We start from the raw sequence: 15,187 nt of genomic DNA, 5'->3' as shown, positions 1-15,187 counted from the left end.
CCCACGCGCTTCAGGAAAGCCATGAAAGACATCAAGAAAAACCTGCGCCTAGCCTTGCTGATGGCGCTGGTCTTGCCAGCAGCTCAGGCCATGGCAACGTCCGACCGAGACGGGCGGTGCCGGTTCGACCCCCTGCGCAGCGCCGGGATCATGCAATATGAACGGGACTTGGGCACCCTCTACGTTCCGCGCGATGCGCTGATCGGCAGAACGATCGCCACTTTCGGGTCAACGTCTATCCGTGACAGCAACAATTTGGTTCTTACCTGTGATCCCAAGGGCAAGCGAATCAACTTCGACATGCTAGCTACTTTCGGCGTTCACCCCCCCATAGCCACTGTTGACAGCCACCTTTCGGATGCGCATGTCCTGAACACCAGCATTCCCGGCGTCGGCGCAATCATAATGATGGGGCTTCCGTTTCTGGGCGGGACCGACCAATTCAACCCGGAACCTTCAGCGTATGTGCCGTTCAAGTCCTGGTACGAGGAAGTGAGGTTAGCCCCCGTTGAGATGCACTTTTTTAACCACACTCTCACCTTGGTCAAGACGGGCGATTTGTCGCCTGGGGTCCATATGATGGACGACCCACTGATCACTGGCCAGGTGGACACCGGCCTGGGCAAGGTACTTGAATTCAGACTGCGGGCATCGATCATCCAGACCCAGTGCGATGTGCTCGCTGCAACCAGCGCCTTACCGGTGGATCTCGGCGAGTGGAACACCAAAGACTTCACCGGCCCGGGCTTCACCACGACCGCGAAGCCTTTCCAGATTCGCTTGAGCAATTGCGTGGTTGATAGCGACCCGGACAATGAGACGTTGGCCACCATCGAGCTTCATGGCATCAATGGTTCAAAACCAGTAGGCCCCGCGGGAGAACACGTGTTCAGCCTGACCGACGACTCCGATGCACGCGGTGTGGGCATCCAGATGCTCTACGATGGGAAGCCGATGCAACTGGGCACGGAGCACGAACTGAAGCCCTTGAAGAAGGGCGAGGTACCCTTGGACTTCGAAGCCCGCTTCTATCAGCTCGAGGCGAGCAACGCAGTGGGTGCCGGCCTTGCCAAAGGGGCCCTGAACTTTACCATTCGCTACCGCTAGCAGAACAAGGCCGGCCATGACGTCGGCCTTGCTTCAGCGTGTACCCTCAGGCAGGCGAGGTCCCGGACAGGACGTTCTCGGGGTCGTAATGGTAGAGGCAGTGTTCACCCTCGGGGGTGTCGACCCGCAGCAGGCGGTTGAGTGAATCATAGGCCAGAACTCGGCCTTGCTCATCCCTGGTCAAATTGCCATTCAGGTCGTAAAACAGTTCGATTGGCGCTTGCGGGGCAGGTGGAAGGATCCTGGTCAGTTGCGCCGGGTCGTCAGGATTGGTGAACTCGTAGCGAGTCCGCTGTGGGGTCCCTCCTGGGCTCTGGGTGATGACCGAGATGATGTTGTCCACCGCATCGAAGCCGAATGTCTGCCGGGCAATGACTTGGCCAGAAGGATCGACGGGCGCCTCGGGGCCCTCGCAAGTGTACACCTGCAGCCGACCACGCCGATCGTACTGGTATGTTTCATGACGCAGCAGTTCGGCATCGCTTGGGTCAGCGTCCCTGGCGCGCTGTTTCAGGGTTCGATATTTCAGGCAATCGAACTCGTCGTAATCCTGCTCCAGGGTTTGCAGCGTGTCGCCAAAATCGAAGGTACGGAGTACCTCCCTGTCGAATTCGTCGTATTCAAAGCAAGTGATCAGCACCTGCCCGGTGACGACATCCTGGGTGGTATAGGACTCCATGCGCCCCTGTTCGTCATACTCGAACGTCGACCTCAGCAGCACTTGCGCCTCAGGTGGCTCACGACGCATTCGGTAACGGGAGTTCGTAGCCACTGGCTCGCTCAGCTCAGTCTTCTTCAGGCGGCCAAAATCGTCATACTCATAGGTTTGCATCTGGTCCAGCACATCCCGGTAGCCGAGCAGGCGACTGCGGTAGCTGTAGTCGTAGGTCATGGAGAACGGCTCGCCCTCCACGGTCCGCGTCTCATTCCTGACCTCACCATTGCCGAGGAAGTAGTCTCGGTCCATCAGATAGTGAGGAGCCTCCCCGTCACCGCACTCTTCGCAATGCAACAGCCTGGCGTTTTTAGGGTCGTAGTCGAATTGGGCGGTATTGCTGGCCAGCACTCGCCTTACCGGTTCTTCACCCAGTGCAGGGTCATACTGATACTCGATCAGCTCGCCATCAGGCGCTGTCACCCAACGCGGTTGCCGTTCGCCTGGCGCATACTTGAACTCCTGCCGGCGCCCACCTGTGGTCGCGCTGATACGCCGCTCAAGGCCATCGAATTCCTGCAGCCCAAGCAGAAGCGCGTTAGTTTCGGAATTACCTACCTTGATGCTGTCAGGCAGGTCGTTGCGACTGTGCAGGGCGTACGTACGATAAACCTTGTTGACACGATCCGGCAGGTGATGCTCCAGAATACGGTCAAAAACATCATAGCGATATTCATCGATGCGCTGGCCAGTACCGCTCCCCCGTTTTTCGGTACTGAGGCGACCTAGGCCGTCATATTCATTGATCTGCAAACTGACCACAGTCTTGCCATCCAGGGCAAAACGCTCGATCCGCGACGGTTTTTCAAACAGGTTTTGCCAGGTTTCGGTAATACCGCTGCAGCGCACACCCGCCACTTCTCGCCAGGTACGGTGCACCGGCCCATCCTTGCTTGCCACCTGGTCGATTTCCTCGACCTCGGTCACACCGTGGGGCAGCGTGACGCTGTACTGCTGACCCCAGTCGTCGTAGTCGTAGGTGCTGGTCAATTCGAGCAAGCGATTACCCAGCCAATCGATCTCGGTTTCCTCGGTCAACTGGCCCAGTTCGTCGTACTGCGCGCGATAAATCGGCCGTGATGCACCGGCAAACGTGGCGCTGTCGTGGTCTTCGCGCTCTTCGAACACCGGGCGCCTGAGGCCGTCGAACAAGGTATGGGTCTCTACCTGTTTGACGTCGTAGGCCCACTGCTGTGCCTGCTCATTGTCATAAGCGCAAAGGAAGTACTTGTATCGACGGTTCGCCTCGATGGGCTTGCCTGGCGCCACGATTTCACGGGTCACCCGGCGCAAAGCATCGTATTCATAGCGAATTTCGACATCATTGTCGTCCCGATTGAGCAACGGCTCACCCGTTTCAAGGTCATGCTGCAAGGTAATGATCTTGGTTTCACCGTCAAAGCCCACCAGCGTTTCCACGGTCTGCAGGGCACGGATGTCCTTGGGCACGCTGTAAGCAAACCTCGTCGTGGTGTCGAGGGTCTTGTCCAGCTCCTCGCTCGGGTAACTCAGCGTCCTCCGCTGGACTCGACCATAGCTCATGGGCTCGGCAGGGGCGTCGAAATAGACACTGGCGATTTTCTCGTGGAATTCGTCAGATTCTGCGCCGAGGTCGCTCAGCGTCTCTGTCTCGAGCAACCGCCATGCTTTCTTCAAATAGCTGCCCAGTGGCGCCAATTCCCTGTATCGGTATTGATGGATCAAGGTAGGCGCACTGCCCGCCCCTGTAGCTGCAGGCTTTATCTCCCTGGATTTCAGGTTGCGCACGAAACCGTGCGGGTCGCCTTCTTCTGCGGCCTGGTACCAGACACTGGTCTCCAGTACTTTGTTCGGCAGAGTGCGAGTCAAAACGTTGCCGTGCGTATCGTAGGTTGTCAGCTGTGTTTCTTCGCGTTGCCTGGAGGCGTCGCTGACCCTCGACCAACGCTGGGTTTCCTGGTGGGGCAACTGGAAGTATGGCGGCTGCTGATCGAAAGAGCCGTCCACCTCACCGTAGACGTTGATCACCTCCAACCGTTTGTCTCCCTTGACGGTTTCCTGAACGGTCAGCAGATGAAAACGGTTGAACGTGTGCGTGATCGTACGCACGACCTTACCCTTCTGTTCATGCTGCTCCACGGTCTGGTAGGTATACCCCTTCTCTACCTGATAAAGGTTGTCCAACCCCTCATCGGACCAAGGAATAGCGCTGCCACCACCGATGAAATTGCGCGTACCGGGGTACTCGTAGCGCACCACGCTGGCAGGCTGGCCAAAACCTGGCAGCGATTCGTGACGGGTGACTCGGGGCAGGTTGGCACGGTTGGCGCTCGACGGAAATTCGTGCCCGGCGTCATCGTGGATAATGCGCTCGAGCCCACCAAATGGCGTGCGCATCTCGCTCAGGCACAGGTGCCCACGCACATCCCGATAGGTGAAGCGCCAACGCGCCTGATTGGCCGTGGGCAGGATAATCTCGCTGACCCGGTTGTCGCTGCCGCTCAAGGTCATGCCGTAGCGCGCCAGCGGCTCGCCGCCGCCGCCGCCAAAGGGATAACACAGGATCTGGACGCGGCTACCCACACGCTGCAACGTCAGCAGAGTTTCACATTCGTCCCACACCTCGCTCAATAACATGTGACCGTTCTGGAAAGGCGTGTAATCCAGGTACAACACGTGGCCAAGCGGCGAATGCAGCTCGACGGGCAAGGCAACCTGGCCGGCGCCCGAGCCCATCGTCTTCAGCACCTCGACCAGGCCGGAGCCATGTTCCACGCGGAAACGCTCGGCACCGTCGGGCCCTGCAGGTTCCGGGTACAGATCGAAGCGCCGCAGCTTCTGCTCGCGCATTTCCAGGCGCCCGGTGGACGAAGAAGTACCGGTAACCCTGTAAGACTCACCACTGCTCAGCGTTACTACGTTATTGCGCACTTGCGTCAGTTGCAGATTCCAGCCTTTACCGTAACCGGAATCATCGCTATTCAAGGGGCTGTAGAACAACGCCAGGCCAAAGTCCGGGCCCTGAAGGTCGTTGCCCTTCAATGCGGGTAATCTGATGGATACGGTATATTGACCGGTCCGTGAGTCGACACCGGTGTCGATATAGTCTGCGTAATTGAAAGCATTGGAGTGCACAGCGGTAGATGCGCTCATGGTCGACTTCCCTCAGGGACTGTCTTGAAGCGTTCCATATATCCTGGCGCGTAGACAGAAGCGCAACTCAGCTTGCCTTCAATATTCCCCCAGTCGTGACGGCTGTAAACTAGCATTAGGCCGGGCTGAATAATTGTACCTTTTGGCTTGCCGCTGAACGTTCGAATATCTATCCATTTCGTGGTGGTGGGATTCTTGATCGCCTGCACATTGAACGTCCAGTCTTCGCCCCAACACTTCGACTCAGATGATAACTGCACCTCTGTCGTGGACGCGACATCGACAAACCTGAAGAAGGTCACAACATCGTTTTTACACGCGGTATCTTTCATTTTATTATCCTTCTGGCCTTGGCTCTGTACCATGATCGTACATTGCCTACCACCGGGCTGCTGGTCGCCATCCATCTTTTGCGCAAACTCGATCTTACCCAGGTCCTGCTGCGGAGAACTTTTCTGGTCCGCCCAAGCGCCGCTGCAACTCGAAAGAAAACAAACCATGAGCACATAAACCGTTTTTGTTTTCATACCGATTCCCCTGCATTAAAGTTGACCAGGCGAATGATCGAGTCGTCGCCGGCTGCTGGCCGTGAAGGCACACTGTGCACCAATACGTTTCGATCACCGATCGTGGTCGAAGGCAGATAATCGAGTTGAACCACGTGGAGATGGCCCTGCGCATCACGCAACTGCACGCGTAACGGCTTTGACAGCTTGGACAAAACGGTCGACCCGTCAACGTCAACGTCTCCCAGATAGCGATTCATATTCCGGTAGTTGGCGATCACCAACAGCCCTGCTTCATATTGCGAGCGCACAGGGCGTTGGTAATCTTCCGAACCCACGACATCCTTGATTAATTTATCGAAGGAAACAGCACGAGGCTCCGGTTCGCCGTGATTCTGGAAAATCCACCCTGTGTAACTATGGAAACGCTCGTTGTGGTAGGTGCTTTCCCAACGCGCTATCGAGTTATTTGCATAGCCGCCAGCAGCATTGGCGTCGGCCCCGACGAAATCCGCCGTGTAGAACGTTCCCTTTTGGTAGTCCAACAACCAGTAATCTTCAGTGACCGGGTGCAAGTCGAAATCGTCAGCTTCCGGATCATCCCTACCCAAGTCACCGCCACCACCATCAACACGCTTGCGAATCAACGTATAATCGCTGGACTTGAACGGCTCCGGTGTCAGTACCTTAACTTCGATGGTGCCGTTGCGATGAGGAGTGTCATTGGAGTAGTGCCAGGTGCCACCCGCGTCCTGGAAACCGGCGTGAAACACTTGCGACCCGGATACGCCGCGACGGTGCAGGTATATCGTCTGGCGTATGGTCCGGTCCTCCTCACCACGCGCCGTGGCAGGTTGCAGGGTGCTTTCATTGGCCAGTATGAAACGGTTCTTCGTCAGGCTGGTGCGCCAGACATTGCCATACACCGAGCCGACCCCTTCCTCGTTGTCGCACAGGCTGGCAACCTTCTGCCCCGCGCGATCGAAAAGCGTGATCGTGGCCATTTCTGCCGGGCTCAACTTGTAGTCATGGCCATTCGCTTGCAAGGTTACCACGGTGACCTCGATTTCCAGTTGCTGAAAGCCACTAGAGGCGACTGCTCCACGCACGCCCTCGGCGCTCTTACCTACCGTGATGGAGAAGCTCTGGAGATCTACCCAACTGCTCAGTGGCTGCACAGGTGTTTCTTTCAGCACGCTATAGCCTGATGCGAACACCACACCATTGCGTACCACTTCGCAGGCCACCACATTGGGTTGCTGGATGCGTTGTGTAGAGGCAGTGAACTGTCCCGACTGGGTGACGCCTCCGGGGCCTGACAACATTCGCCAGCGCCGCTGTTCATTGGGCATGATGCGGTTCACTTCGCGCAGTTGGGTTGTACCACCGAAGGCGTGTTTCGGCACGAAGGGTGGGTCGAGCGCCACCAGTGGCTGGTTGTGAACCAGGACCAGCGCAGTTCGGTTCCTCTCCGCTCCTTCGGCTTCCAGTTCCTGCACGCTCAGGACACGTCGTTGGGCTTGTTTACCAGGCACGAACCTTGATCGCCCGCCGCCCAAATACGCCAGCTCGCCCAACCGCTGGCCCAGCAAGTTGAACCTGATCGGATCATTGCCCGCGTTCCACACATCTATCCCTCTTGCACTCTGTGTGGGCTGATAGCCGCCGACAACGGGCATCGGCAGTACCTGCGCCGATGTCACCAGCAAGCGTGCAGCGGCCTTGTAGGTATCGCTACCTTTCTTGTATTCCGCGGTAATGATGACGTTCAGCACATCACCCCCCACCTCATGCTCAGCAGGGGCAGTGTAAAGGCCATTGGCGTTGATCGTGCCATGCCCTTTATCGTCATGGCTTTGTGGGTTGAGCGCTGACCAGGCGCTGGCTGTCAGCACCTTGTCATCACCATCGTGCAGCGAGAACTGCTGAGTTTTGCCAGCCGGTACGACCGTACCCATGGTAGGCTTTACCTTCAAGCTCATGAGCAACGGACTGATATTGCCGAAAAGGGCCCGATCCAGCGGCTTGTGGTCTTCCTTCTTGACGAAGGCATTGAGCTCCGGAAACAGCAGGGTGGCGAGAAGCTCGACGCCTTCTTCGGAGGCATAGTCCAACAGGTCCTTGTTCAGCACCAGCGTGGCCGAATAGTCGCCATCGGGGAGCAGAAAGGGGTACGTTTCATCGGGTTGTTCGCCATCACTCGCGTTGCCACGCAAGCGCATGAACACCAACACTGCGCCATCACCGTAATTGGCCGCGCTTCTGATACGCGCACCGGGGGCCGCCTGGGTGCGCAGAATGAAGTTGGTAGGGGTGAGTTCGTCATAACCGGCGAAGTCCACCGTGCCCAACTCAAACATCACGCAGCGCGCCGGCATGCCGCCTAGCCAGGCTCCCAGTGCCTTGTCCAGCTGCTGGTGAAGATAGTCCTTGTCTTCGTCATCAAAGAGATCGCTGGTGAATTTTGCTCCCTTGGCCAGGTTCAGCGCGACCCGACCATAAGGGGCGACCTCACCGCGAACGGTTTCCAGGTCGACCTCCATCGACAGCGTGTGCCCCTGCGCTTCGGTGATCACGTAGCTGCGCAGCAGTTGCCCGTTGAAGGTCAGCGTGCCGCCGATGATATTCATGGTCAGCGTAGCTTTGGAGTTGCTGACAGAGGCGCTGCTGAATGACAACAAAGGTGTACCGAACTCGAGCCCTGTCACCGAGACTGTCTGGCCCAGGGCCGTGCGTTTCAGTATGTCGCTGAACGGCGGAAGAAAGTTGTTCTCCGCGAGGCGATGCAGGTACTGCTGCTCCAGCAAGCGATTGAGCTGGGGGCGGCTGTAAGCTGCGACTGCGCCCCAGCCCAGCGTCACCGAACCTTGACGCATTTTTTCAAGCAGTTCTTCCAATGAATTGGCCATGGCATCAACCTCCAATCGATGGTGCAGGGGCCACGCGCAGGCCGGCCGGGTTGGCAGCGCGCCGCATGGCTGAGAAATGCTGGGACAAAGACAGCTGCAGCAGCAGGTGGCCTTCAAAAATGAACTCGGTATCGGGTAGTACCCATTTGCCGATGATCAGGGTGAAGCGTGCTTCGGAATCCTCAGAGGGCGGGGTGTAGCAGTCGTTGTTTTCGCCATCGATCGTGCCGGTACCCGCTATCGGCAGCGTCCACTCCACACCCTTCAGGTCAGTACCGTAGGCGCGCCCCTGCAAGTGCCACTTGCCGTCTTGCTGCTGGGTAAGCGTCACCGTCATTTCCGGGCCGCGCTGGCGCACCAGCACGTAGATCGAGCGCGTCTCGTCTGTCAGCGTATTGCGCACCCTGACTTCGTCGAGCACATAGGTCTGGTTGCCTTCCACCTTGGCACCTGTGCTATAGGTGCAACGCTTGCCACCCGCATCAGGCACTACCGAACCGCGCCCGTCGCCGTCTGCATCTGCCACCGACCACTCCAGGCCTCCGTCCAGCGTGCCGGCCGTCAGGGGAAAACTGTCATCGACGTAGCACACCCGAACCAGTGGGTTGACCGTCATTGCAGAGGGCACCACGGTGACCAGCGTGGTGCTCTGCGAACCGGTCTGGGAGTGAGTGGCGACGACCATGGCACGCATCGGATCGTCGCCCATGGCATGCGCTGGAGGAGCCCGATAGTCACCGGTAGCGGGGTCGAGCCGGCCAAGGTCGCCGACGCTGCCAGGGAGCGCCCGCAACGACCATGTCACCTCTTCCAGCGGCGGATCGATGGTAAAGGTGTGCCGCTGCGCAGGGGCCAGGGTCAGGGGCGGATCGACGACACGAAAACCTGCAACGCCGCCGTGGTCGGCAAACATGGCGATGCCATCGGGCACTTCGTGCCGGAAAGGCGCGAGGTGGTGCCACCCTGCCAACGTCATGCCGTCCAGCACTTGCTCAGGAATAAATGCAGTCAACTTTTTGGCCAGGCCTTCCAGCACCGCCTGCTTGAGCACGTATACGACAAACGCGCAGGTCTCATCGCGCAGCTCGGCTGGCATATCGTTCGGCAGGCCGCTGACGGGGGTCACTTCGGCCGTCTGTTGCCATGGCCACATCACTTGCCCGAGCAGCATGCCGCCAGCGCTTTCCTCGGATGATGTCGGCTCATTCAGATTGAACAGGGTTTGCAGGTCGAACTGGAAGGTCGCCGTGTACATCAGCCAGGCTCCGCCCGATTTGGGTCTGTAGCTCAGAGGCACGGTGCAATAGGACTTCCAGTGCTGACGCACTTCATCACGCTCGAACGAGATGCTCAGGGGCGATTGAAAATCGGCCTGAGATTCCTGGCCCTGAACATTGCCCAGGGCTGACGTGCAGCAGCAACATCCCTGGCCATGCTGGCTGTCGATACGCTGGTTGGTATCGGCAGCAAGCGGCGCGCCGGCCACGGCAATGTTGAACTCATCACATTTGAATTCATGACTGTCGCCTTCGTATGTGCTCGGGTGCACACGCAGCAGGCCAGCCTTGGCATCCAGGCGTTGCAGGTTGTTGTCGGTGTCGTGCGAGGCCTCGAACGCCCCATCTTCAAGCATATGCTCAAGGCCGACTCCGTAGGCGGCCCGATGCAGGAAGCGCGAAGTCAGCAACACACTGGTGCTGACCGGTTGCTCCAGGTCGTCAGGGAGCAGGAAGGGGAACCCGGAGTCCCCGTCAGGGATGTTGCCCGTCGGCCCGTTGAATACGCCTGAGAATATGACTAGCGCGGGATTGCCGTTGGCTTTGCTGACATAGGTGCGCACTGCACTGCGGCGCACCTGAAGATAAGGGTTGCTGGGCAGCGGCCCGAACGTCACCAACGGATAGACTTGCCGGGCACTGCCCACCCCGCTGAGCACATCCTTGAAGAAGCGCCCGGCGGCCAGGCGCAAGGGTAGCCCGCCGCCCAGATCGAGTTCGGTATCAGTGCCCTCGCGCAGGTCGGCCCTGACGCCCTGGGCATCGGTGCCAAGCACCAATGCCTGCGACACCGGCAAAGGGTCCAGCACATCATGCACCGCCAGACCGAGCAGGCCGTCTACCTTGTCCACGATCAGGTGAGTACCACCGTCCAGGCCGATACGCTGCTGGACCTTTGCCGAGCCATGCGCTGCCTGCATGGCCACCAGTAATGGCGGCCCCATGCGGTAGCCAGTCAGGATATGAATGACGCCAAAACCCGGTAGGGCGATCTCGCCTTCGATATCGTCCCGGACGCTATCTTCCAGGCTGTAGTGGGCCTGCTCGACCAGGTGGTTCAGTTGCTCGGGACGTGTGGCAATTGTGAGGTCCCAGTTCAAATGGCTTGTTTGCTGCTTCATCCAAGCCGTGATGACCGACAGATAATTGGTAGCCATGATTTAGCCCTGTTCCATTGATGTGCTGGACTGCACTCGTGCACGTGAATGCTGCACCGTTAGCGGCGCAGTACGCGTTGTGCAGACTGTTCGAGGGCCTGATAAGCGTTGACGTGCGCACCAATCGGGAGTGGCAGCACGATGAAACCCTCGAAAATGAAGTCGAACCCCGGCAGGGGCTCCCAGAAGGCGCGGACGACGCAGAAATGTGCGGAGCTCTCGGCAGCTGCCTGGTAATAAGGTTTGCCGGCCTGGTCAGAGTCGATCCGGCCCGGGCCATGCACGACGGTCAGCTCACTGATACCGACCTTCCCCCCCCCAGCGATCGATAGCCAGACTCTGCCCAACCTGTCATCGCGCTTGTCCACCAGCACGTCGGCGGGGCGGTCTCCAGTCATCTGGGTGACGATACACAGCGTTCGACGCTCATCGGTCAGCCTGTTGCTGACCTCTACCTCCTCGACCACGAACCTTTTGCCTGCCACGTTCGCGCCAGGTCGATAGGTGTTGACCTTGCCCGTCGTATGAGCCAACTGGCCAAAGGGTTGTGAGCCCAGTATGCGCCACTGCAGTTCACCACCCGCTACGTGGTCTGCCTTCAGGCTGACCCCCTCGTCACCCGCTTGACACACCTCCAGCAAAGGGCTGACCTGGAGGGCGTGCTTGACCACGGTGAGCAGGGCAGAACTGTAAAACCCGGTGACCGGATCAGTGGCGGTAACCCGAACGCGAGTGAACTCACCCTTGATTCCGGAGCTGCCCGGCGCCAGATACAAACCGTGGGTATGCTGGTCAAAATGGCCCGCATCGTCCGTCGTCCCCTCAACCGACTCGGCCGACCACTTCACACCGGGTTGCGCAGGAACGCACGCAAGCTGCAACTTGTCTCCCTGGACCAGGATTTTTTCAAGCGGTGTCACGTTGAACGTGGTCGAGCGTGGGTCAACATGGCCGAAACACACGATGTCACGGGGCATGTGCTGTTCGCGGTTCAATATTGCGCCGCCGAAATTGAGCTTGATGGTTTTCTCGACCACCTCATCCGTACGCCAGTTGGCCGAAAGGTCTTTGGCGAGTTCGGCCCTGAGCGGCACAAAGGCTGTCCTGTTTACTGTAAAGGCAGCGCCAACAATGGCGGCACGCATAGTGAATGCGAAATGTTCTATACCAAACCACGCGCTCCATGAATCAAGCTCCCATGGAAAGAGCCGCTGACCTTCCCCAACCCTTATTATGTCTGCGCTAAAACTGGACAATTCCAACGTGGCGCCTGAAACATCCTTCACCTGCCATTCGCCGCGGACCTTAAAATTCATTACACACTTCCATAGGCCCTCGAGAAGGACTGGATTTACCCATTTACGCGGCGAGTAGCTGAGCTCTTCGTAGTCATGCACGTGTGAGAAGACTTCAACATCCTCAAGCGACAGGTCCAGTTCGACGGAATCTGCCAGCACATTAATTTTCAACTTGCCCGCAAGGGGCAGCGCATCTGCAATCGTACGAGTTTTAATTGTACAGTGAACGTGTCCTTTAGCGCTTTCGCTTTTGAAACTGTCTGTCAAGGTATCGTCTTGGACGGCCAGCTGCCCCGCTGTTGCAATTGCCGACAGCCCACCGCCTGGTGTCCGCTCAATCTTGAACTCCATATCGATGAAAATGTGACGCGGTAGGTTTCTAATCACGGTCGCAAGCGCGACGCGCGCGCGCTCAAAAATAACACTCGCCGAAAAGCCGTCACTGTCATCAGGGATCAAGTAGCGGTATTCCGGCCCTGGTGTTGCCGGGTTCACACCGCTCGCAACCATTTTGATCAATCCCAGAATCGCGCCGTCAATATCCTCATCACCATCTTCCATCGGTGAAAGCTCGACTGCAGGATTGCGCTGAGTGAACAGTCGGAACCAATCGGGCCGAAGCAGTTCATCATCACCATGCTCGATACGCCCCAGTGACCAGCTGCGTTTCCACGAGGGCAAAGCCCTGAACAATTCCTTGAAAAAATCACCTCCCAATTCCCGCATACGTCGGGAATTCGAGAAGGTCACCACGAAATCATCACTATTACTCAAATCGATGGCCACGTTGCCATCCTCTTGCACATCGACTGGCGCGTCGCTAAGTTCAAGCCGCAGGCGCAACTCCGGTCCCACGAGGGGTTCGATCCGATCAATGCGCTGGGGATACCAATGGGCGCCGACCTGCTTCAAGCCCACCTGATTGCCGCCAACGATCTTCATGCGCAAGCTGGCGCGTGAGCTGGTGATTTCGGCGTTATCAAATGACAAGCGCGGGTGATCCAGAATAAAGTTCTGCATATAAACTTTATAACCGTTATCCGCAGCCGTTTCGCCATTGACCGGGGCCAGGTAAGAATCGGTGCGAAATCGCCTGATGTATTCCTGAGTCAGCAAGGCGTTGGCCTTGTTCTTGTCAATGGCAAAAATCGAACCGCAGTTCAGCATTCGATCACCGGACTTGAACCACTCCAGCAACGCGGACTTCGAATTATTCGACATACGTCACCTCTGAATCACATTATGTTTTCATTTAATCAGTTCGATATCGACAGTGCGAAAGTCCCGCCAAGTCTCGCCTTCATCGAAACTGGCAGATGCTGTCAGCCTCAGCGTACTGGGCAAATCGAGGCCTTCGAGAAACTCTTTGGGAAGCCGTGCTTCAATACCCTCGTAATATTCTTCTTCAGTCACTTCGGCCGTACGCGGACGTAGAACATGCGTGGCGGGCTTACCGGGTTTCGCCGAGCCCAATGCCTCGATGCCAAGTAACTGCCCTTCTGCCATGAAACTCCAACTATCCAACGTGCACCTAGCGCCTTCCTTTGGTACTTGGCCCACCGGCAATTGCCGATTCTCGACCCCTCCAACCTGAATAGTGGGGTAGTTTCCAGTATCGAAATCGGCCACCCGCAGGTCGAACTTTTCCGACTCCCGAGGCGTCTCACCGGAGCGCGTGAGCGTGTAATACACTTCAAGCCGCCTACCCAGGTTGGCAGCTATTGCCGATCGCGGCACCTTGAACAAGCGCCGGTCGCCAGAAACAGGCTGTGGCACAATCGCGCCCCCCGTACTGCCGTGTCCCGCCCAGTGCATGTTGACCTGCGGCGGCGGCAGCTCTCCCTCGGCGAGTTCTGCATCCGGTGGAATTCGTACTTCTGCACCATTTTTCAAATTGCGTGGGTGGACCGTGCCCTGGTGAGATTCGTCACCGGACTCTTGCGATGCATGTGTAATCACCGGCAAGGGAAGGTGCAGCTTGCGTTGCAATATCGCAGTGAGCACCTCAGAGCGCTTCTGCACACCTTGCCGCGCAAATTCATAGCTGAAAGCGACCTGCTTGCCGCGGTTCTCGTCACTCTGCAGCCACGCGCGGTCCAACAGCACGGCAATCCGCCCGCCGTCCAGTGAGCTCACATCTGCGCGCACACCTCGCAATGTCACTTGAGGGCCCACTGCGTAGAGCATCAATGAGTCGCGCACCTGCAAGTTCGGGTCAACTTCCAGTTCCAACCACACCCCGTCCTTATAGGCATCGTCATCGGGGTCAAGGGCGCCCCCCGTAAACCCTTCAATGCGGGGTGCCCGCAACAGTGGCGCAAGTGGCGGGTCGGTAGGTTCAGGCCAAACGATATCGAAGCGCTGCACCGGTGATTGAATGGAAGCGCCATTGGCGAACTTTATGGAGTATTGCAACAACCCGTAACCATACAGATAGTTGTATACATCACCATATTCCAGATGCCACAACAGTGGCTGGCCGATGTCACGTTCCTCGACCACACGGTTCTGCTGAACCGGCGTGCCTTCTGCAGACTCGCTATAGAAGGGCGTCCAGGTCAGAGTAATCTCGTCACCTTTGCTCATCGCCGCATAAGGCGCTGTTGCCAACAGCACGCCTTCAGTGTTCAGCTCACTGACATCGATTACCCCATCGTGGGCGTCCTGAAGATGAGCAACAGCCAATGACCAGTGGCCATCGTCCGGCCGGTGGACATAGAAGGCCCGACGCTTGGACTCCTCGCTCAGCGGGTCGCCTGTTAGCGTTACTTGCATGTAAGAGTAAAAGACTTGCCCTCCGCGCAAGTCCATGATCCGCGGGTTTGATACTTGAAACTCCCAGCCCTTGTCAGGATCCAGCTTAATGATTTGGCGAATACCTAAAATATCATCGACCGTATGGTCTGCCCTGCGCCCCCGCCAGTTGACATGTACGTATTGCCCCAGAGCGATACCGGGGTAGTTGATCCAGGTCGACAGGGGATCCACGCCTAGTTTATCCAAGTTGACTGAGTTGCTCCGTTCATCAAGGTGCTGGACCTCTGGCATTTCCATTATTGCGTCTCCGTTGCAAACCACGGCCAATT

Annotated in this window: 7 protein-coding genes; 1 reads left to right on the top strand and 6 read right to left on the bottom strand. The window is 57.7% G+C overall.

The window, feature by feature from the left end:
* Positions 1 to 21: 21 nt before the first annotated feature.
* Entirely contained in the window at positions 22 to 1,107 is a 1,086-nt protein-coding gene (locus ACLEJU_RS09145) for a fimbrial protein (protein ID WP_435423417.1), read from the top strand.
* Between the two features lie 46 nt (positions 1,108 to 1,153).
* On the opposite strand, the gene ACLEJU_RS09140 is transcribed toward ACLEJU_RS09145, so the two are convergent.
* The 6 genes from ACLEJU_RS09140 to ACLEJU_RS09115 are packed head-to-tail and all read right to left on the bottom strand — an operon-like array spanning position 1,154 to position 15,155.
* Positions 1,154 to 4,954 (bottom strand): RHS repeat domain-containing protein, encoded by a 3,801-nt coding sequence (locus ACLEJU_RS09140; RefSeq protein WP_435423416.1) that lies wholly within the window; start codon positions 4,952 to 4,954, stop codon positions 1,154 to 1,156.
* Entirely contained in the window at positions 4,951 to 5,481 is a 531-nt protein-coding gene (locus ACLEJU_RS09135; protein ID WP_435423415.1) for a hypothetical protein, read from the bottom strand. The genes ACLEJU_RS09140 and ACLEJU_RS09135 overlap by 4 nt, the downstream gene beginning before the upstream one ends.
* Positions 5,478 to 8,369, bottom strand: coding sequence for a hypothetical protein (locus ACLEJU_RS09130; protein WP_435423414.1), 2,892 nt, complete (start codon positions 8,367 to 8,369; stop codon positions 5,478 to 5,480). The genes ACLEJU_RS09135 and ACLEJU_RS09130 overlap by 4 nt, the downstream gene beginning before the upstream one ends.
* Positions 8,370 to 8,373: 4 nt before the next feature.
* Positions 8,374 to 10,803, bottom strand: a complete 2,430-nt coding sequence (locus tag ACLEJU_RS09125; protein WP_435423413.1) for a hypothetical protein — start codon at positions 10,801 to 10,803, stop codon at positions 8,374 to 8,376.
* Positions 10,804 to 10,862: 59 nt separating this feature from the next.
* On the bottom strand, positions 10,863 to 13,322 hold the full coding sequence (locus tag ACLEJU_RS09120; protein WP_435423412.1) for a hypothetical protein: 2,460 nt from the start codon (positions 13,320 to 13,322) through the stop codon (positions 10,863 to 10,865).
* 27 nt (positions 13,323 to 13,349) lie between these two features.
* On the bottom strand, positions 13,350 to 15,155 hold the full coding sequence (locus ACLEJU_RS09115; RefSeq protein ID WP_435423411.1) for a hypothetical protein: 1,806 nt from the start codon (positions 15,153 to 15,155) through the stop codon (positions 13,350 to 13,352).
* Between the last annotated feature and the right edge of the window lie 32 nt (positions 15,156 to 15,187).

It is taken from the genome of Pseudomonas sp. SMN11 (assembly GCF_052041945.1).
In the GTDB taxonomy this organism is placed as follows: domain Bacteria; phylum Pseudomonadota; class Gammaproteobacteria; order Pseudomonadales; family Pseudomonadaceae; genus Aquipseudomonas.
This window is presented reverse-complemented; position numbering and strand designations above follow the sequence as displayed.